18 protein-coding genes and 1 tRNA gene are annotated in these 19320 nt (G+C 71.3%); 12 read left to right on the forward strand and 7 right to left on the reverse strand.

Annotated features, from left to right (window positions below; genetic code table 11):
* Positions 1 to 64: 64 nt before the first annotated feature.
* The 6 genes from paaA (at position 65) to ACFWWU_RS02235 (ending at position 4929) form a co-directional block, all read left to right on the forward strand.
* Entirely contained in the window at positions 65 to 1081 is a 1017-nt protein-coding gene (gene paaA, locus ACFWWU_RS02210; RefSeq protein WP_384137896.1) for a 1,2-phenylacetyl-CoA epoxidase subunit PaaA, read from the forward strand.
* Positions 1078 to 1365 carry a 1,2-phenylacetyl-CoA epoxidase subunit PaaB gene (paaB, locus tag ACFWWU_RS02215; protein ID WP_384137897.1) on the forward strand — a complete coding sequence of 96 codons (288 nt, stop codon included), beginning with the start codon at positions 1078 to 1080 and terminating at the stop codon, positions 1363 to 1365. The genes paaA and paaB overlap by 4 nt, the downstream gene beginning before the upstream one ends.
* Positions 1362 to 2117 carry a 1,2-phenylacetyl-CoA epoxidase subunit PaaC gene (paaC, locus tag ACFWWU_RS02220; protein ID WP_384137899.1) on the forward strand — a complete coding sequence of 252 codons (756 nt, stop codon included), beginning with the start codon at positions 1362 to 1364 and terminating at the stop codon, positions 2115 to 2117. The genes paaB and paaC overlap by 4 nt, the downstream gene beginning before the upstream one ends.
* Positions 2111 to 2608, forward strand: a complete 498-nt coding sequence (gene paaD, locus ACFWWU_RS02225; RefSeq protein ID WP_384137901.1) for a 1,2-phenylacetyl-CoA epoxidase subunit PaaD — start codon at positions 2111 to 2113, stop codon at positions 2606 to 2608. Before paaC ends, paaD begins: the two co-directional genes overlap by 7 nt.
* Positions 2609 to 3697: a 2Fe-2S iron-sulfur cluster-binding protein gene (locus ACFWWU_RS02230; RefSeq protein ID WP_384137903.1), complete on the forward strand. Its 1089-nt coding sequence runs from the start codon at positions 2609 to 2611 to the stop codon at positions 3695 to 3697. It begins immediately after the preceding gene.
* 98 nt (positions 3698 to 3795) lie between these two features.
* Positions 3796 to 4929, forward strand: a complete 1134-nt coding sequence (locus ACFWWU_RS02235; RefSeq protein ID WP_384137905.1) for an acyl-CoA dehydrogenase family protein — start codon at positions 3796 to 3798, stop codon at positions 4927 to 4929.
* 18 nt (positions 4930 to 4947) lie between these two features.
* On the opposite strand, the gene ACFWWU_RS02240 is transcribed toward ACFWWU_RS02235, so the two are convergent.
* The 4 genes from ACFWWU_RS02240 to ACFWWU_RS02255 all read right to left on the reverse strand — a co-directional run bounded on the left by ACFWWU_RS02240 (position 4948) and on the right by ACFWWU_RS02255 (position 9216).
* Entirely contained in the window at positions 4948 to 5292 is a 345-nt protein-coding gene (locus tag ACFWWU_RS02240; RefSeq protein WP_384137907.1) for a rhodanese-like domain-containing protein, read from the reverse strand.
* A 57-nt stretch (positions 5293 to 5349) separates the two neighbouring features.
* Positions 5350 to 6180: a J domain-containing protein gene (locus tag ACFWWU_RS02245; RefSeq protein WP_384137909.1), complete on the reverse strand. Its 831-nt coding sequence runs from the start codon at positions 6178 to 6180 to the stop codon at positions 5350 to 5352.
* Between the two features lie 386 nt (positions 6181 to 6566).
* Positions 6567 to 8030 (reverse strand): DUF2252 domain-containing protein, encoded by a 1464-nt coding sequence (locus ACFWWU_RS02250; RefSeq protein WP_384137910.1) that lies wholly within the window; start codon positions 8028 to 8030, stop codon positions 6567 to 6569.
* 103 nt (positions 8031 to 8133) lie between these two features.
* Complete coding sequence (locus tag ACFWWU_RS02255) at positions 8134 to 9216, reverse strand: hypothetical protein (protein ID WP_384137912.1); 1083 nt, start codon at positions 9214 to 9216, stop codon at positions 8134 to 8136.
* Positions 9217 to 9311: 95 nt separating this feature from the next.
* On the opposite strand from ACFWWU_RS02255, the gene ACFWWU_RS02260 reads away from it, so the two are divergent.
* Complete coding sequence (locus ACFWWU_RS02260) at positions 9312 to 9779, forward strand: MarR family winged helix-turn-helix transcriptional regulator (protein ID WP_384137914.1); 468 nt, start codon at positions 9312 to 9314, stop codon at positions 9777 to 9779.
* Positions 9780 to 9861: 82 nt separating this feature from the next.
* On the opposite strand, the gene ACFWWU_RS02265 is transcribed toward ACFWWU_RS02260, so the two are convergent.
* From ACFWWU_RS02265 to ACFWWU_RS02275, 3 genes are all read right to left on the reverse strand, one after another.
* Complete coding sequence (locus ACFWWU_RS02265) at positions 9862 to 10521, reverse strand: response regulator (RefSeq protein WP_384137916.1); 660 nt, start codon at positions 10519 to 10521, stop codon at positions 9862 to 9864.
* A 39-nt stretch (positions 10522 to 10560) separates the two neighbouring features.
* Positions 10561 to 12348, reverse strand: coding sequence for a sensor histidine kinase (locus ACFWWU_RS02270; RefSeq protein WP_384137917.1), 1788 nt, complete (start codon positions 12346 to 12348; stop codon positions 10561 to 10563).
* 299 nt (positions 12349 to 12647) lie between these two features.
* Positions 12648 to 12734 (reverse strand) — tRNA-Leu (locus tag ACFWWU_RS02275).
* A gap of 508 nt (positions 12735 to 13242) precedes the next feature.
* Between ACFWWU_RS02275 and ACFWWU_RS02280 the strand changes: the two genes are divergently transcribed.
* The 5 genes from ACFWWU_RS02280 (at position 13243) to ACFWWU_RS02300 (ending at position 19172) form a co-directional block, all read left to right on the forward strand.
* The gene (locus tag ACFWWU_RS02280; RefSeq protein WP_384137919.1) at positions 13243 to 14121 is read left to right on the forward strand and encodes an FhaA domain-containing protein; all 879 of its coding nucleotides are present in this window, start codon (positions 13243 to 13245) and stop codon (positions 14119 to 14121) included.
* A gap of 10 nt (positions 14122 to 14131) precedes the next feature.
* Complete coding sequence (locus ACFWWU_RS02285) at positions 14132 to 14659, forward strand: FHA domain-containing protein (protein WP_384137921.1); 528 nt, start codon at positions 14132 to 14134, stop codon at positions 14657 to 14659.
* Positions 14660 to 14746: 87 nt separating this feature from the next.
* Positions 14747 to 16240: a Stp1/IreP family PP2C-type Ser/Thr phosphatase gene (locus tag ACFWWU_RS02290; RefSeq protein WP_384137923.1), complete on the forward strand. Its 1494-nt coding sequence runs from the start codon at positions 14747 to 14749 to the stop codon at positions 16238 to 16240.
* A 26-nt stretch (positions 16241 to 16266) separates the two neighbouring features.
* On the forward strand, positions 16267 to 17709 hold the full coding sequence (locus ACFWWU_RS02295; protein ID WP_384137925.1) for an FtsW/RodA/SpoVE family cell cycle protein: 1443 nt from the start codon (positions 16267 to 16269) through the stop codon (positions 17707 to 17709).
* The gene (locus tag ACFWWU_RS02300; RefSeq protein ID WP_384137927.1) at positions 17706 to 19172 is read left to right on the forward strand and encodes a peptidoglycan D,D-transpeptidase FtsI family protein; all 1467 of its coding nucleotides are present in this window, start codon (positions 17706 to 17708) and stop codon (positions 19170 to 19172) included. The genes ACFWWU_RS02295 and ACFWWU_RS02300 overlap by 4 nt, the downstream gene beginning before the upstream one ends.
* The last annotated feature ends 148 nt before the right edge of the window (positions 19173 to 19320 follow it).

Here is a 19320-nt window from a genome sequence, read left to right on the forward strand (position 1 = left end):
CCATACGGGCCACCGACTCACCATTGAAGTCATTGAACCGAACGATCGGTCGGTAGGGGGTCCGATGACCGCAGTGACGGCAGGGACGACAGGAACCACGGGCGCGCCCGGCGTGTCGGACGCGGCCGTAGCGGCGACACAGGCCGCCTACGAAGCCGTTTTCGACGCCGCAGTGGCCGCCGACGAGCGGATCGAGCCGCGCGACTGGATGCCCGAGGCCTACCGCGCCTCGCTCGTCCGACAGATCGCGCAGCACGCCCACTCCGAGATCATCGGCATGCAGCCCGAGGCGAACTGGATCACCCGCGCGCCCTCGCTGCGCCGCAAGGCGATCCTCATGGCCAAGGTCCAGGACGAGGCCGGCCACGGCCTGTACCTGTACAGCGCCGCGGAGACCCTCGGCACCAGCCGCGACGAGCTGCTCGACAAGCTCCACTCCGGCCGCCAGAAGTACTCCTCGATCTTCAACTACCCGACGCTGACCTGGGCCGACGTCGGCGCGATCGGCTGGCTCGTGGACGGGGCCGCGATCACCAACCAGGTTCCCCTGTGCCGCTGCTCCTACGGCCCGTACGCCCGCGCGATGGTCCGGGTCTGCAAGGAGGAGTCGTTCCACCAGCGCCAGGGGTACGAGGCCCTGCTCGCTCTGTCGAACGGCACCGAGGCCCAGCACGCCATGGCGCAGGACGCGGTGGACCGCTGGTGGTGGCCCTCGCTGATGATGTTCGGCCCGCCGGACGACGAGTCGACCCACACCGCCCAGGCGATGGCCTGGAAGATCAAGCGCCACACCAACGACGAACTGCGCCAGCGCTTCGTCGACATCGCCGTCCCGCAGGCCGAGGCACTCGGCCTCACCCTCCCCGACCCCGACCTCCGGTGGAACGAGGAGCGCGGGCACTACGACTTCGGCCCCATCGACTGGACCGAGTTCTGGGACGTCCTCAAGGGGAACGGCCCCTGCAACGACCAGCGGCTGAGCAAGCGGCGCCAGGCCCACGAGGACGGCGCCTGGGTCAGAGAAGCAGCCGCAGCCTACGCGGAGAAGCACACCGGAAAGCACGGGGAGGCACAGGGATGACGAGCGACGGTTGGCCGCTGTGGGAGGTGTTCGTGCGCTCCCGCCGCGGACTGTCCCACACCCACGCGGGCAGTCTCCACGCGCCCGACGCGGAGATGGCCCTGCGCAACGCCCGCGACCTGTACACCCGCAGGAGCGAAGGCGTCTCCATCTGGGTCATGCCCTCCGCGGCGATCACCGCCTCCTCGCCCGACGAGAAGGACCCCTTCTTCGATCCGGCCGCGGACAAGCCCTACCGCCACCCGACGTTCTACGAGATCCCGGAGGGGGTGAAGCACCTGTGAGCACCCCGGACACCCGCGAAGCCCCGGACACCCGCGAGGCCGCCGCGATCACCGCCGCCGCCCTCGCCCTCGGGGACGACGCCCTCGTCCTCTCGCACCGCCTGGGGGAGTGGGCCGGCTCCGCCCCCGTCCTGGAGGAGGAGGTCGCCCTCGCGAACATCGCGCTCGACCTCCTCGGGCAGGCCCGCGTCCTCCTCTCCCTCGTCGGCGACGAGGACGAACTGGCCTACCTCCGCGAGGAGCGCTCCTTCCGGAACGCGCAGCTGGTCGAACAGCCGAACGGCGACTTCGCCCACACCATCGCCCGGCAGCTGTACTTCTCCACCTACCAGCGTCTCCTGTACGGCCGGCTGGCGGCCGGCGACGGCCCCTTCGCCGGCCTGGCGGCCAAGGCCGTCAAGGAGGTCGCCTACCACCAGGACCACGCCGAGCACTGGACCCTGCGCCTCGGCGACGGCACCCCCGAGAGCCACGACCGGATGCAGCGGGCCTGCGACGCCCTCTGGCGGTACACCGGCGAGCTGTTCCAGCCCGTCGACGGCCTCGACCTGGACCGCGCGGCCATGGAGAGCGCCTGGCTGGACTCCGTCACGGCCGTCCTCACCAAGGCCACGCTCACCGTGCCCGCCGGCCCCCGCACCGGAGCCTGGGCCGCGGGCGCCGGCCGCCAGGGCCTCCACACCGAGGCCTTCGGACCGATGCTCGCCGAGATGCAGCATCTGCACCGCAGCCACCCGGGGGCGACATGGTGACCATGACGCCCCTGGAAGAGGAGCTCAGCCGGATCGCAGGCGCCGTTCTCGACCCCGAGATGCCCGTCCTCACCCTGGAGGAACTCGGCGTCATGCGGGGCGTCCACGTCACCGGCCCGGGCAGCGTCGAGGTCTCCCTCACCCCGACCTACACGGGCTGTCCCGCGATAGAGGCGATGTCCTCGGACATCGAGCGCGCCCTCCACGAGCACGGCGTGCCCGACGTCTCGGTCGTCACGGTCCTCGCCCCCGCCTGGTCCACCGACGACATCAGCGAGGAAGGGCGGCGCAAGCTCGCCGAGTTCGGCATCGCCCCGCCCCGCCCCCAGGGCCCGGCCGGCGGCCCCGTGCCCCTCACCCTGGCGATCCGCTGCCCGAACTGCGGCTCCACCGACACCGAACTCCTCAGCCGCTTCTCCTCCACCGCGTGCAAGGCCCTCCGCCGCTGCACCGCGTGCCGCGAACCGTTCGACCACTTCAAGGAGCTGTAGATGCTGCCCTCAGCCGCCGGACGGGCCGGGTTCCATCCGCTCCGGGTGAGCGACGTCGAGCGGCTCACGGACGACTCCGTGGCCGTCACCTTCGCAGTACCGCCCGAGCTCCACGAGACGTACCGGCACGTCCCCGGCCAGCACCTCGCCCTGCGCCGCACGGGCGAACAGGGCGAGGAGATCCGTCGTACGTACTCGATCTGCGCCCCCGCCGCCCCCGCGGGCGAGGCCCCCGTCCTGCGCGTGGGCATCCGGCTCGTCGACGGCGGCGCGTTCTCGACGTACGCGCTCAAGGAGCTGGCCGTCGACGCCCTCGTCGAGGTCATGGAGCCCATGGGCCGCTTCGCGCTCACCCCGCGCCCCGGCCACTTCGCCGCCGTCGTCGGCGGCAGCGGCATCACCCCGGTCCTGTCCATGGCGGCCACCCTGCTCGCCCGGGAGCCCGAGGCCAGGTTCTGCCTGATCCGGAGCGACCGCACCGCCGCCTCCACGATGTTCCTCGACGAGGTGGCCGACCTCAAGGACCGATACCCGGACCGCTTCCAGCTGGTCACCGTGCTCTCCCGCGAGGAACAGCAGGCGGGACTGCCCTCCGGCCGCCTCGACCGCGAGCGGCTGGACACCCTGCTGCCCGCGCTGCTGCCGGTCGGCGAGATCGACGGCTGGTTCCTCTGCGGCCCCTTCGGACTCGTCCAGGGCGCCGAGCAGGCGCTGCGCGGCCTCGGAGTGGACCGGGGCAGGATCCACCAGGAGATCTTCCACGTCGACGACGGCTCGGCGCCCGCGCCGGTCACCGCGGCCGACACCCCCGCGCACGCGACCCTGACCGCGACCCTGCACGGCCGCTCCGGCACCTGGCCCGTCGACCGGGGCGAGACCCTCCTCGACACGGTGCTGCGCGCCCGCGCGGACGCCCCGTACGCCTGCAAGGGCGGCGTGTGCGGCACCTGCCGCGCCTTCCTCGTCGGCGGAGAGGTGCGGATGGACCGCAACTTCGCGCTGGAACCCGAGGAGACCGAGGCCGGATACGTACTGGCCTGCCAGTCCCATCCCGTCACCCCGGACGTGGAGTTGGACTTCGACCGCTGACGAGTCCCGGCGCCGCCATTCCCTTCCGCTAGAACCTGTTCTATCTTGACGGCTCGTCAGGGCAGAGAGAGCAGGAGCGGCAACGGGAGGGCAGGACCGTGGACTTCACCTTCACCGAAGAGCAACAGGCAGCCGTCGAGGCGGCCAAGGCGGTCTTCGCGAGCGTCACACCCGACGCGGTACCGAGCCCGGCCCTCACCCCGGGCGCCGTATCCGAGGACCTCGACCGATCGCTCTGGTCCCGCCTCGCCGCCGCCGACCTGCTCGGTCTCGTCCTGCCCCCCGAGCACGGCGGGGCAGGACTCGACCCCGTCGCTTTCTGCCTCGTGCTGCGCGAATCCGCCCGCGTCCTCGCCCGCGTACCCCTGCTGGAAACGGGCGCCGTAGCGATGACCATCGACCGGTACGCGGACCGGTCGACGGCCGCCGCGCTCCTCCCCCGAGTCTGCCGCGGCGAACTCGTCCTCACCGCCGCCTCCCACGGACGCACCGGCCACGACCCGGCCGACCGCGCCGTGACCGCCCGCCGCGACGGCACCACCTGGGTCCTCGAAGGACTCCAGAGCACCGTCCCCTGGGCCCACGGCGCCGACCTCATCGCCGTCCCCGCGCACACCCCCGAGGACCGCACCGTCCTCGCCCTGATCCCCCGCACGCACGAAGGCGTCACCCTCGCCGAGCAGTACTCCACCAGCGGTGAACTCCTCGCCGAACTCCGCCTCGACGCCGTACGCCTCGACAGCACCGACGTCATCGACGCCGAAGGCGCCTGCCGGCGGCTGAGCGAGCTCCTCACCACCGGCACCTGCGCACTCGCCCTCGGACTCGGCGAAGCCGTCCTCACCATGACGAGCCAGTACACCGGCAAACGCGAACAGTTCGGCCACCCCGTGGCCACCTTCCAGGCCGTCGCCGTCCAGACCGCCGACCGCTACATCGACCTGCGCGCCATGGAGGCCACCCTCTGGCAGGCCGCCTGGCGCGTCTCCACCGGGGCCGAGGGGGCGCTCCCCGCCGCCGGGGACATCGCCGTGGCGAAGATCTGGGCCTCCGAGGGCGTACGGCGCGTGGTGCAGACCGCCCAGCACCTGCACGGGGGCTTCGGCGCCGACACCGACTACCCCCTGCACCGCTACCACGCCTGGGCCAAGCAGCTAGAACTGTCCCTCGGCCCCGCGGCCGCCCACGAGGAGGCCCTGGGCGACCTCCTGGCCACCCACCCCCTCGCCTGACGACTCAGCTAGCTCAGCTCAGAGGACGAAAGCCGGGCTCCCGCTTCCCGTCACCATCGGACGCCCGGCACCGTCCCAGGCGAGCATCCCGCCGTCGATGTTCACCGCGTCGAAGCCCTGCTGCACCAGATACTGCGTGACCTGCGCCGACCGGCCGCCCACCCGGCACATCACATAGGCGCGACCGTGCTCGGCCACCGCCTCCGTCACCTCACCGAAGCGCGCCACGAAGTCGCTCATCGGCACGTGCAGCGCACCTTCGACGTGGCCGGCTTCCCATTCGTTGTCCTCCCGGACGTCCAGCACCAGCGCACCGGCCGGCACGGCAGCCGCGTCCACCGAGGGCAGCGGGGAGAAATTCATGGGACTGGCCTTCTCTCGTCAGAACCGCCCGACGAAGTTCGAGCGCACGGAAAAAACCTACTCCACCAGCCCGGCAAGCTCGGTCTCACGCTCGGAGACCTGCGCGAGCAGCTGCTCCGCGACCTCTTCCAGGAGCCGGTCCGGGTCGTCCGGAGCCATCCGCAGCATCGCGCCGATCGCGGACTCCTCCAGCTCACGCGCCATCACGGACAGCAGGTCCTTGCGCTGCGCCAGCCACTCCAGGCGGGCGTACAGCTCCTCGCTCTCGCTGAGCCGCTCCTCGGCAGGCACAGGACCGGCCTCCCATTCGTCGGAGAGCTCGCGCAGCTGCGCCTCGTCGCCCCGGGCGTAGGCGGCGTTCACCCGCGTGATGAACTCCTCGCGCCGCTGCCGCTCGGCGTCCTCACGGGCCAGGTCGGGGTGGGCCTTGCGGGCCAGCTCGCGGTAGAGCCTGCGGGCTTCCTCGCTGGGCCGGACCCGCTTCGGGGCCTGCACCGGCCGCTCGTTGAGCATCGCCGCCGCCTCGGGGGAGAGGCCGTCGGAGTCGATCCAGTCGTGGAACAGCTCCTCCACGCCGGGCATGGGCATGACCGCCGCCCGCGCCTCCTGGGCCCGCCGCAGATCCTCCGGATCCCCGGTACGCGCCGCCCGCGCCTCGGCGATCCGCGCGTCGAGCTCGTCGAGCCGCGCGTACATGGGGCCGAGCTTCTGGTGGTGCAGCCGCGAGAAGTTCTCCACCTCGACCCGGAAGGTCTCGACGGCGATCTCGAACTCGATCAGCGCCTGCTCGGCAACCCGCACGGCCCGCTCCAGCCGAGCCTCGGGCCGCTCGGCCGAGGCCGGCGCCTCCGCACCCCGCTCGCCACCCACGGACGCCCCACCACTCACAGACGCCTCGCTCTCAGCCCGCTCGCCACCCGAGGACGGCCCGCCCTCAGCCCGCTCGGAACCGACGGACGGCCCACTCTCAGCCCGCTCCGGGCCCGCGGACGGGCCGCCCTCGGACCGCTCGGAACCGACGGACGGCCCACTCTCAGCCCGCTCCGGGCCCGCGGACGGGCCGCCCTCGGACCGCTCGCCACTCACAGACGGCTCGCCCGCAGGCCGCTCGTCCGCGGACCGCTCGGCCTCGGGCTCGTCGTTCGCACCCTGGTCCACGCTCACGTTCACGCCCGCCCACGTCCTCGTTCCGGCTCGTCCCACCCAGCCTACGGTCCTTCGGGGGGCCTCCCCCCTCCCTCCCCCTCCCCTCCCTCCCCCCGTGCGGGCGTCGGTCAGACGCCCAGTTCCGCAGCGATCCGCCCCGCCCTGACCGCGGCGAGCAGGTCGGCGTGGTCCGCGGTGGTGCGGTCCGCGTACGTGACGGCGAAGGACGCGACCGCCTCGTCCAGTTCCTCGTTCTTGCCGCAGTAGCCGGCTATCAGGCGCGGATCGGCGCTGTGGGCGTGCGCCCGGGCCAGCAGCGCCCCGGTCATCCGGCCGTAGTCGTCGACCTGGTCCACGGTGAGCGCGGCGGGGTCGACGCTGCCCTTGCGGTTACGGAACTGACGCACCTGGAAGGGGCGCCCTTCGACCGTGGTCCAGCCGAGCAGGTTGTCGCTCACCACCTGCATCCGCTTCTGCCCGCGGACCACCCGCCGCCCCTCGTGGCCGTGGTCCGGCACGGTGAAGCCCACGGCCGGCAGGTACGGCAGGAGGGCCGAAGGTCTCGCCTCCTTCACCTGGAGCACCAGCGGCTCGCCCCGGTGGTCGAGCAGCAGCACGACGTAGGAACGGGTGCCGACGCTGCCGGTGCCGACGACCCGGAAGGCCACGTCGTGGACGGCGTACCGCGCGAGGAGCGGCAGCCGGTCCTCGGACACGGTCTGCAGGTAGCCGCCGAGGGAGGCGGCGACGGCCGCCGCCTCGCCGTCGGGAACCCTGCGCAGTACCGGGGGAGCGTCCACGAACCTGCGGCCGCCGCCCTCGGCATCGGTCACGGCCTCGGTCGAGCGGGCGGCGAACCGGGCGCTGGTGTTGTTCCGGGCCTTCGCCGAGACCCTCTCCAGGGTGCCGAGGAGGTCGCGGGCGTCGGTGTGCGAGACGAGTTCCTCGTCGGCTATCGCGTTCCAGGCGTCGAGGGCGGGCAGCCGGGCCAGGAGGCGCATGGTGCGCCGGTAGGCGCCGGCGGTGTCGAACGCGGCCGCCCGGCACATCTCCTCGCTCGCGCCGACTTCGCGCCCGGCGAGGACGAGAGAGGTGACGAGCCGCTTGAGGTCCCATTCCCAGGGGCCGACGATCGTCTCGTCGAAGTCGTTGAGATCCATGACGAGCCTGCCGCGGGCGTCGCCGTAGAGGCCGAAGTTGGCGGCGTGCGCGTCGCCGCACAGCTGGGCGGATATCCCGGTGACGGGGGTCGTGATGAGGTCCTGGGCCATCAGTGCGGCGGATCCGCGCAGGAAGGTGAAGGGGCTCGCCGCCATCCTCCCGACCCGTATCGGCGTGAGCTCGGGCACCCGGCCCCGACTGGACTCCTCGACGGCGCGGACGGCGTCAGGCCGGTCGGCCGCGAGTGCCGGCCGGTCGTGCGCGGAGCGGGGCACCCGGCCGCGCAGTTCCTTGCCGGCCTCCCTGGAGGCGACGCCTGCGCCACCGTCGGCGGCACGGCGCGCGAAGCCCGGTACGTGCGGGATCCGCTCACTGTCCGCCGCCCCGTCCGTACCGCGCTGTCCCGGCACCACGGCCCGGATCTCGTCCATGGGACGCCCTCCCCCGATGCGATGTCCAACATCATCCGGCCCTGACGGTACCGCCGCACCTGATCGGCCGTCTCCCCCTGTGGACAACGCCCTGTGGACAACCTCAGACGGCGACCGCCTCCTCCATCTCCTCCTCGATCCCGTCCCCTGCCAGGGTCTTCTCCCCGGCCTTCGCTCCGCCCGCCCCCGCCGACGCCGAGCGGGGTCCGGCGGGGCCGTTCCTCCTGGCCTCCACGACCCCCGCGGTCACCACGAGGGCGGCTCCGGCGAGGAACCACAGGGCGAGGACGAGGACGTGTCCGCCGAGTGCGTGACCGCCGAAGTACACATGGCTGCGGACGCCTTCGACGAAGCCCGCGCCGTTCCAGAAGGCGTGCAGCGCGCCGAAGAAGCCGGGCTGGAGCTCGGGCCGGTAGATGCCGCCGGAGCTCGTGAAGTTGAGCATGACGAAGAGCACCATCACGCCGAGCGTGGTCCAGCGGCGCAGGAACGTGTGGAGGCCGACGCCGACGAACAGGATGCCCGCCGCGTACAGCCAGGACATCGCCCAGACTCCGCCGAGGCCCTGGTCGACGAGGTGGAAGACCGGTCCGGCGAACAGGGTGCCGATCAGGCTGACGACCAGCGACATCCCGGCGGCGAGGAGGGCCCTGATCCGCATGGGCAGGACGGCGCCGGCTCCGCCGATGACGGCGACCGACGCGTAGGCGCCGATGCTGAGGGCGACGAGCAGGAAGAAGACTCCCTGGCCGGTGGGGTCGCCGGAGGCGACGGGGGCGACGTCGGTGACCTTGAGCGGGGCGTCCTGTGCGGCGGCGACCTTGGTGAACACCTTCTCGACGGCCATGGCACTGGTGTCGGAGGAGCCCGAGGCGACGAGGAGCTCGGGCTTCTCGCCGGGGACGTAGGCCCCGAAGCTGCCCTGCTCGCGCAGCGAGGCGACGGCCGTGGCCCGGTCGGCGACGGTACGGACGTCGAGGGCGCCGGCGCCCGCGTCCTGGAGCGTCTGTGCGAGGACCTGGGCGCTCGGTCCGGAGCCGACGACGTCGACGCGCAGGTCGTGGGGGGCGGGGGCGTGGAAGGCGCCGAGGTAGGCCAGGCCCATGCCGACACACATCAGCAGGGGAGTGAGCAGATGCCCGAGGACATGCCGCAACGCGCCGTTGGTACTCGGTCCTGCGGACACCGGGAACCTCCATGGTTGGCTTTTACAACTAAGGAACCGTTGTACTATACAACCGAACCCGCAGGCAACGACACCCGACGACAGGGGAGCGCACCATGACCGGTGGCGCAGAGGTACCGCGCGAGGCGTCCGTGGACGTCATCCAGCGCGAGCTGACGGCCTTCGCGCGCCGCGCCCGCGCCGCGGCGGCCCGGGTCCACCCCGAGCTCCCGCTCGTCTCCTACACACTGCTCGCCCACATCGACGACCAGCGCGGCTGCCGCGCAACGGACCTCGCGGCCCACTACCTGCTGGACAAGTCGACGGTCAGCCGCCAGGTCGCCACCCTGGAGAAGCTCGGCTTCGTCGAGCGCCGGCCCGCCCCCGACGACCACCGCGTCCAGGTCCTGCACCCCACCGAGGCGGGCGCCGAAGTCCTCGCCGCGGCGCAGACGAGCCGCCTCGCCGCCTACCAGGAGCGCCTCAGAGACTGGTCGGCCGACGACCTCGCCCGGTTCGCCGCGTACCTGCTCCGCTACAACGCCGCGGGCACGAGCGGCCTCCCGGACAGCGCCCTGCGCTGACCCGCCCCTCCGGGCGCACCCATCTCTTCCGTCCCACCTGCCCCCGCCCCGGCCCTCCCCGGCCCCACGCGCCGGGAGGGGCTTACAGCCCCGCGTCCCGGGCCAGCAGTGCCGCCTGCACCCGGTTCTCACAGTCCAGCTTGGCCAGGATCCGGCTCACGTACGTCTTCACCGTGGCCTCGCTCATGTGCAGCCGCCGGCCCGCGTCGGCGTTGGACAGCCCCTCCCCGAGCACGGCCAGCACCTCACGCTCCTTCGCGCTCAGCGCCGCCACCCGCACCCGCGCCTGCTCGGACCGCGCGGCCTCCCGGCCCGTGGCGAGCCGCTCCACCACATGTCGGGTGGCCGCCGGCGACAGATAGGCGTCCCCCGCCGCGGCCGCCCGCACCGCACGGATCAGCTCGGCCGGCGCCGTGTCCTTGAGCAGGAACCCGGCGCCCCCGTGCTCCAGGGCCCGCAGCACGTTCTCCCGCTCCCCGAAGGTCGTCAGGACGATCACCCGGGCCGCCGGTGCGGCCCGACGCAGCTCCGGCAGCGCGGAGAGGCCGTCGAGCACCGGCATCTGGATGTCGAGCAGCACCACGTCGGCGGCGTGCGCCCGCGCCGCCTCGACCGCCGCCCGGCCGTCGGCCGCCTCGGCGACCACCTCGATGTCCGGGTCCGAGATGAGGATCATCCGGATCCCGGCCCGGATCAGGGGCTCGTCATCGGCGATCACGACCCTGATGGGCTGCCCTGCCACAGCTACTCCCCCACGACTCCGATGGGGCCGAGGACAGCGTCACCGCTGCTCGACCACGTACGACTTCTTCTCGATCAGCTTGCCGTCCTTGAAGCAGAACCGGAAAACGGGCTCCTCCTCGAAGGACTCACCGGTCTCCGACGAGAGCAGCAGCAGACAGTCGGCGCCCTCCGGCCGCGCGGGCCCCTTGCCACCCAGGCCCGCGGTGGCGATGGAGTCGCCCGAAGGGAGTCGGTCGCGGACCTCGCGCTCGGTCATACCGACCTTCACCGCGTCGTACTGCTCGGGTTCGATCATCCCCTTCTCCATCGAACCGATCATGAAGAAGAGACCGAAGCCCGCCGCCACCACGAGCAGGATGACCGCGCCGAACGCGATCCCGCAGCCCAGCGCGACCCCGCCGCCCGCGCCCATGCCCCTGCCCCTGCCCCCGCGCACCGCCATCGCCAGCTCCCGCTCCGTGAACGTCCAGTCGGCCGGTCCGACCACGACCGGACGACCATCGCCCACCAGCGGTCTCGTCGACTGCTGCCGGAAGTCGTCGGCGGCATCGACCAAAGGCGCTGCCTCGGCGACGGGTGCCGCTCCGTACGGCAGCATCCCCGCCACCCGGAACCCGCCTCCGTCGGCCGGACCCGCGTGACACATGCCGCCCACCAGCCGGGCCCGCTCGGCGAGTCCCGTCAGCCCCTGTCCGCCGCTCACCACGTCCTTGGCCGGGCCGCCCGCCGACGCCTCGTTGAGGACCTCTACGACGAAGGTGTCCGGCTCGTACCGCAGCTCGACGGCGATCGGCGCCCCCGGCGCGTACTTGTAGGCGTTGGTCAGCGCCTCCTGCACGATCCTGTACGCGGCGTGGTCCGCGGCCGGTGCCAGCGGCCGCTCCTCCCCGAGCCGGCTCAGCCCGACGGTGGTTCCGGCCGCCCTGGCGGCCACCACGAGCCCCTCGATGCCGGCGGTCCCCCGCGCCGCCCGCCCCGTCTCGTCCCCGGCCCGCGCGGGCGCCGAGGCCGTTCCTTCCGTCGCCTCGATCCCGTCGCGCAATATGCCGACGACCTCCCGCAGCTCGTGCATCGCCGTCACCGAGGCGTTCCGCAGGACTCCGACGACCTCGCGCTGCCGCTCGCTCAGCTCCCGGTCCACCTCCAGGGCCCCCGTGTGCACGGCGATCAGCGCCAGCTGGTGCCCGAGGCTGTCGTGCATGTCCTGGGCGATCCGCTGCCGTTCCCGCAGCCGCGCCTGCCAGGCCACCATCGTCCGCTCCCGCAGCAGCTGGGCGTTGCGCTCCTGGAGGGCGTGCAACAGGGTCCGCCGCTGGGTCCAGTAACGGTGGGCGAGCCCGGGCGCCAGGGTGGTGCCGAGGTAGTAGAGGGTTGCGAGGAAGGCCACCGTGAGCAGCCGCTGCCGGTCCCACGTCTCCAGGACCGTCCCTCCGACGTCCAGGACGAAGGCGGCCATGAACGCGGCCAGCGCCCGCCCGGCGCCCGCGATGTACCGGCCGGCCGACCAGCTGACCACGATCAGCAGCGGCCCGAAGCCGGGCAGGAAGGGAGCGAGCGCCGCGGCGATGACGAGCACGCCCGCGGGCAGCCTGCGGCGCAGCAGCGACAGCACGGCGGCACCGGCGGCGACCCCGGCGAGCCGCCAGCCCTCACCGCCCAGGAGCTCCTCGCTCCCGGCAGCCAGCAGCGCGACGACCACGGCGAGCGAGATCTCACCGGCGGTCCTGCGCCGCGACCACTGCCCCGGTACGGCGAACCATCCCCACCAGGCAGCGACCCTGACCCGAACCCCCGTCCCGGCCCCGGCCCCGGCCGTGAGACCCATCCCGGTCCCGATCCCCACCCCGGCCCGGATCCCCATCCCGGTCCTGAGCCCCGTCCCGGTCCCAGCCCCTGCCTGTTTCCCGGTCTCGTTCCCGCTCGCGCCCGGGTCCCCCGATTTCGACTTAACGTCCACGCTCGCACCCTAGGCAGCGACGCCACCGGCGGACGTCCGTCTTTCGTCTCGCCCCGCGACGACAAAAGTCGCGACCTCGGCCCGCTCCAGCCCCGACGTGGGAAGGCTCACATTCCGCGACACAAACGCGAAAGCCCCGTAGGTCGATGACCTACGGGGCTTTCGTCTGGTGCGCGAGGGGGGAGTTGAACCCCCACGCCCTTTCGGGCACTGGAACCTGAATCCAGCGCGTCTGCCTATTCCGCCACCCGCGCATTGATGGCCTCCCTGCCCTCTCACCTTTCGGTGCGAGCGCCTGGCGACATCTGAAGATTAGCACGTCGCAGACCGTGGATTCACATCCCTTGTTTCGCCCCCACTCCCGCAGAACAAGGAGAGAGGGAGGCCTGAGGGAGACCCCGAAGGGAACGATGTGGGGAAGGAGAGGAAGGGGAGGCAGGAAAGCGAAGGAGACGGAACAGACGGAACGAACGGGTGGAACGGAAGGAGACGGGTGGAACGGAAGGAGACAGGAGGAGGCGGGAGGAGACGGGAGAAAGGTGACGGACCGCACTCGGTCTCCCGGGCCGGACCCCCGGTCCCACCGCCGCTCCCTCCGCCGGGTGCGGGACACTGTCCACAGGCCACCTCTACGATCCGGGGGAAAGGTCTGTGAGAGGTGACACTCGTCCACAGGGCAGAGAAGGGGAACCAGCCGATTTCCCGACGCGTGGATACGATCAGTAAGCAGTACCAGGACGACAACGACGGAGGAGGTGCCCCATGGGAGTCCTGAAGCGATTCGAGCAGCGCCTCGAAGGTCTGGTCAACGGCACCTTCGCCAAGGTCTTCAAGTCCGAGGTCCAGCCCGTCGAGATCGCCGGCGCGCTCCAGCGCGAGTGCGACAACAACGCGACGATCTGGAACCGCGAGCGGACCGTCGTCCCGAACGACTTCATCGTGGAGCTGAGCACGCCGGACTACGAGCGCCTCAGCCCCTACTCGGGTCAGCTCGGCGACGAGCTCGCCAGCCTGGTCCGGGACTACGCGAAGCAGCAGCGGTACACCTTCATGGGCCCGATCAAGGTCCATCTGGAGAAGGCCGACGACCTCGACACCGGTCTCTACCGGGTGCGCAGCCGCACCCTCGCGTCGAGTACGTCACAGCCGCAGCCGCCCTCGGCCGGACAGCAGCACCACCAGCAGCAGGGCCAGGCGCAGGGCCGCGGCGGTTACGGGTACCCCCCGGCCGGCGCCCCGCCCATGCCCGCCTCGCCTCCCCCCGGCGCCACCGGCCAGCGGCCGCCGGCACCCTCGGGACGCCCGGCGGGCGGCCCCGTGGCCATGCCCGGCACGGGCCCCGGGGCCGGAGCGGGCCCCCAGGTCCGCCGCTGGATCGAGATCAACGGCACCCGCCATCAGATCTCCCGCCCGACCCTGGTCCTCGGCCGCAGCACCGACGCGGACGTGAGGATCGACGATCCCGGCGTCTCCCGCCGGCACTGCGAGATCCGGACCGGAACGCCCTCGACGATCCAGGATCTGGGATCCACCAACGGCATCGTGGTGGACGGGCAGCACACCACCCGCGCTACGCTCCGCGACGGCTCGCGGATCGTCGTGGGTAGTACCACCATCGTTTACCGGCAAGCCGAAGGGTGAAGCGGGGGCAATGTCAGAGCTGACCCTGACGGTCATGCGGTTGGGTTTCCTGGCCGTTCTGTGGCTGTTCGTCATCGTGGCCGTCCAGGTCATCCGTAGCGACCTGTTCGGAACGCGGGTGACGCAGCGCGGTTCACGGCGCCAAGACGCCCGGCCGCAGCAGAACACGCGCCAGCAGGCCGCCGCGCCTCCGCAGCAGCGCGGGCAGCAGCCCACCGCCGCGGGCGGGCGGCAGCGCCGTGGCGCCCCGACCAAGCTGGTCGTCTCCGAGGGCACCCTCACCGGCACCACCGTCGCCCTCCAGGGCCAGACGATCACGCTGGGCCGGGCGCACGATTCGACGATCGTGCTGGACGACGACTACGCGTCCAGCCGGCACGCCAGGATCTACCCGGACCGGGACGGCCAGTGGATCGTCGAGGATCTCGGGTCCACGAACGGCACCTATCTCGACCGGACCCGCCTCACCACCGCCACGCCGATTCCGCTGGGCGCGCCGATTCGCATCGGCAAGACCGTCATCGAGCTGCGGAAGTAGTACGACAATGAGCGGAGCGACCGGAGGGTGGGCAGTGTGGGTCGAGACCGGCTGTACCCCGATGCAGCGTCGACAGGGCAGGTGCGCATGACTCTGTCCCTGCGTTTCGCCGCGGGCTCCCACAAGGGCATGATCCGCGAGGGCAACGAGGACTCCGGCTATGCCGGCCCCCGGCTGCTCGCCATCGCCGACGGCATGGGCGGCCAGGCCGCCGGTGAGGTCGCCTCCTCCGAGGTGATCTCCACCCTCGTCACGCTCGACGACGACGTCCCCGGTTCCGACATCCTCACCTCGCTCGGTACGGCGGTGCAGCGCGCCAACGACCAGCTGCGGATGATGGTCGAGGAGGACCCGCAGCTCGAGGGCATGGGCACGACGCTCACGGCCCTGCTGTGGACCGGCCAGCGCCTCGGCCTGGTGCACGTCGGCGACTCGCGCGCGTACCTGCTCCGTGACGGTGTCCTCACCCAGATCACGCAGGACCACACCTGGGTGCAGCGCCTCGTCGACGAGGGCCGGATCACCGAGGAAGAGGCCACTACCCACCCGCAGCGTTCGCTCCTCATGCGCGCGCTCGGCAGCGGTGACCACGTCGAACCCGATCTCTCCATCCGCGAGGTCCGGGCCGGCGACCGCTATCTGATCTGCTCCGACGGCCTGTCCGGCGTGGTCTCCCACCAGACCCTCGAGGACACGCTCGCCAGCTACCAGGGCCCGCAGGAGACCGTGCAGGAGCTGATCCAGCTCGCGCTGCGCGGCGGTGGCCCCGACAACATCACGGTGATCGTCGCCGACGTCCTCGACGTCGACGGCGGCGACACCCTCGCCGGTCACCTCAGCGACACCCCGGTCATCGTGGGCGCGGTCGCCGAGAACCAGGCCGCCCAGCTGAACGACGGCGGGGCGATGCAGACCCCCGCCGGCCGCGCCTCCGGCCTCGGCCGCCCTGCCCCGCACCAGCAGCCGCCCGCCGGCGGCTTCGGTCCGCCCGGCAGCGGCGACGACCACGGCTACGGCGGCATGCCGCCGCAGGGTTCCTTCGAGTCGTACACGGACGACGACTTCGTCAAGCCGCGCACGGGCCGCAAGTGGCTCAAGCGCTCCTTCCTCCTCGTCCTGGCCCTCGCCGTCGTCGGCGGCGGGCTCTACGGCGGCTGGCGGTGGACGCAGACGCAGTACTTCGTCGGCTCCAAGGACCAGCACGTGGCGCTCTACCAGGGCATCAGCCAGGACCTGGCCTGGGTCTCGCTGTCGAAGGTCGAGAAGGACCACCCCGAGATCGAACTCAAGTACCTCCCCGCCTACCAGCGGAAGCAGGTCGAGGACACGATCGCCGGCGGCAACCTCGGCAAGGCCGAGACGAAGATCTCCGAGCTGGCAGCGCAGGCCTCGGCCTGCAAGAAGACCGAGCAGCGCCGCGCCGCCGCCGAGAAGGCCGCGGACCAGGCGAGCAAGCCGCCGGCCGAGACGCCGGAAGGCACTGCCACCCCTGACTCCAAGCCCACCACAGCCGCTCCGTCCCCGGGTCCCACCCTCACCGCGGAGGAGCAGAAGCTGGCCTCGAACTGCGGCAAGCAGTAAGCACCCGTAGGGGGCCTTTCACCACCATGAGCGTTGTCACCAACACGACCACCATCGGCGCGATCGAGGCGCCGAGCCGCCGCAACACCGAGCTGGCGCTGCTCGCGTTCGCCGTCGTCATCCCGGTGTTCGCGTACCTCAACGTGGGCCTGGCCATCGACGGCAAGGTCCCGGCCGGCATGGCCGGGTACGGGCTCGGTCTCGCCCTGCTCGCGGGCGTCGCGCACCTCGTGGTGCGGAAGTGGGCCCCGTACGCGGACCCGCTGCTGCTGCCCCTCGCGACCCTGCTCAACGGCATGGGCCTGGTGCTGATCTGGCGGCTTGACCAGTCGCCGCGGCTGATCGCCACGTCGATGCGCCTGTACGACAGCTTCAGCCCGGACGCGCCGAGCCAGATGATGTACTCGGCGATCGGCATCGCCATGTTCGTGGGCGTGCTGCTGCTGTTGAAGGACCACCGTGTCCTCCAGCGCTACACGTACATCTCCATGGTGGTGTCCCTCGTCCTGCTGCTGCTTCCGCTGGTCCCGGGCCTCGGCACGGACAGCTTCGGCGCCAAGATCTGGATCCGGGTCGGCGGTTTCTCGATCCAGCCCGGCGAGTTCGCCAAGCTGGTCCTGGCCGTGTTCTTCTCCGGCTACCTGATGGTGAAGCGGGACGCGCTGGCGCTGGCCAGCCGCCGCTTCATGGGCCTCTACCTGCCCCGTGGCCGCGACCTCGGCCCGATCCTCACGATCTGGGCGGTCAGCCTCCTCATCCTGGTCTTCGAGAACGACCTCGGAACCTCGCTGCTGTTCTTCGGCATGTTCGTGATCATGCTGTACGTGGCGACCGAGCGGACCAGCTGGATCGTCATGGGTCTGCTGATGGCAGCGGGCGGCGCGGTCGCCGTCAGCTCCTTCGCCAGCCACGTCCAGTCCCGTGTGGCGGCCTGGCTCGACCCGTTCGAGTGCCTGAAGACGGCGCCCGCGGGCAGCAACATGGCCTATGCCTGCGACCAGATGACCGAAGTCCTGATGTCCTTCGGCTCCGGCGGCATCCTCGGCACCGGCCTCGGCCAGGGCAACTCGGACCTCATCGGCTTCGCCGCCAACTCCGACTTCATCTTCGCCACCGTCGGCGAGGAGCTCGGACTCGCCGGTGTGATGGTCTTCCTGCTCCTCTACGGGCTGATCGTCGAGCGCGGTGTCCGCACCGCTCTCGCCGCCCGTGACCCCTTCGGCAAGCTGCTCGCGATGGGCCTCTCCGGCGCCTTCGCGCTCCAGATCTTCGTCGTCGCCGGCGGCGTGATGGGGCTCATTCCGCTCACCGGTATGACCATGCCGTTCCTCGCGTACGGCGGTTCCTCCGTGATCGCCAACTGGGCACTGATCGGCATCCTGATCCGGATCAGCGACACGGCGCGCCGTCCGGCGCCCGCGCCCGCCCCGTCCCCCGACGCCGAGATGACCCAGGTGGTCCGTCCGTGAACAAGCCGCTGCGCCGGGTCGCGATCTTCTGCGGCCTGCTCATCCTCGCCCTGCTCCTGCGGGACAACTGGGTGCAGTTCGTCCGCGCCGACGAGCTGAACTCCCACCCGGACAACACCCGTGTCCGGATCGAGCGGTACGCGAACGAGCGCGGGAACATCATCGTCGACGGCAAGCCGATCACCGGCTCCGTCGACTCCAAGGACGAGTACTACAAGTACAAGCGCACCTACACCGACGGCCCGATGTGGGCCCCGGTCACCGGCTACGCCTCGCAGGCCTACGACGCCAACCAGATCGAGAAGATCGAGGACGGCATCCTCACCGGCAACGACGACCGGCTCTTCTTCGACCGCACGCTCTCCATGTTCACGGGCGAGCAGAGGAAGGGCGGCGACGTCGTCACCACCCTCAACGGCGCCGCCCAGAAGGCCGCCTTCGAGGGCCTCGGTGACAACACCGGCGCCGTCGTCGCGATCGAGCCGTCCACCGGCAAGATCCTCGCTCTGGCCTCCACTCCCTCGTACGACCCCACCTCCTTCGCCGGCTACTCGAAGAAGGACGAGAAGGCCTGGGTCGCGCTGGAGAACGACAAGAACAAGCCGAAGCAGAACCGCGCCATCCGCGAGATCTACCCGCCCGGCTCCGTCTTCAAGGTCGTCACCGCCGCCGCGGCGCTGGAGGCCGGCAAGGTCACCGACATCAACGCGGCGACCGAGACGCCCGAGGGCTGGAAGATCCCGCTCTCCACGGTGAAGATGAAGAACCACTCGGGCGGCTGCGCCAACGCCAGCCTCACCAAGGCGCTGGAAGTCTCCTGCAACTCGGTCTTCGCGAAGCTCGGTGACGACGTCGGCCGCGACAAGATGGTGGAGATGGCCGAGAAGTTCGGTTTCAACGCCGAGCAGTTCACCCCGGTCCGCTCCGCCGCCTCCGTCTACGACAAGCAGATGGACCGCGGCGGCAACGCGCTCTCCTCCATCGGCCAGTTCAACACCGCGACCACCCCGCTCCAGATGGCGATGGTCACGGCGGCGATCGCCAACGACGGCAAGCTGATGAAGCCGTACATGATCGACAAGCTGGTCGCCCCGAACCTCGACGTCATCAAGCAGAACGACCCGGAGGAGATGAGCCGGCCGGTCTCCCCGCAGAACGCCCAGCTGCTCCAGCAGATGATGGAGAACGTCGTCACGAAGGGCACCGGCGGCAACGCCGACCTGCACATGGACGGCGTCAAGGTCGGCGGCAAGACGGGTACGGCCCAGCACGGCGAGAAGAACGCCAAGCGTCCGTACGCCTGGTTCATCTCGTATGCCAAGACCGACCAGGGCTCCCCGGTCGCCGTGGCCGTGATCGTCGAGGACTCCGAGGGCACCAACCGCGAGGACATCAGCGGTGGCGGCCTGGCCGCCCCGATCGCGAAGGACGTCATGAAGGCGGTCCTCAAGAGCCGGGGCTGATCCCGGAACGGTACGAACCAGCGAGACGGTACGAACCAGGTACCGGTCAGGTATCAGCTATCGGCCCCGAGCGGAACGCCGTCCAGGGGCCGGTAGCGTATGCGCGAACAGCACACACCGCCGGACCACCCATGGGTGCGGTCGGGAC

Origin of the sequence: Streptomyces sp. NPDC058650 (assembly GCF_042717315.1) — a bacterium.
In the GTDB taxonomy this organism is placed as follows: Bacteria; Actinomycetota; Actinomycetes; order Streptomycetales; family Streptomycetaceae; genus Streptomyces.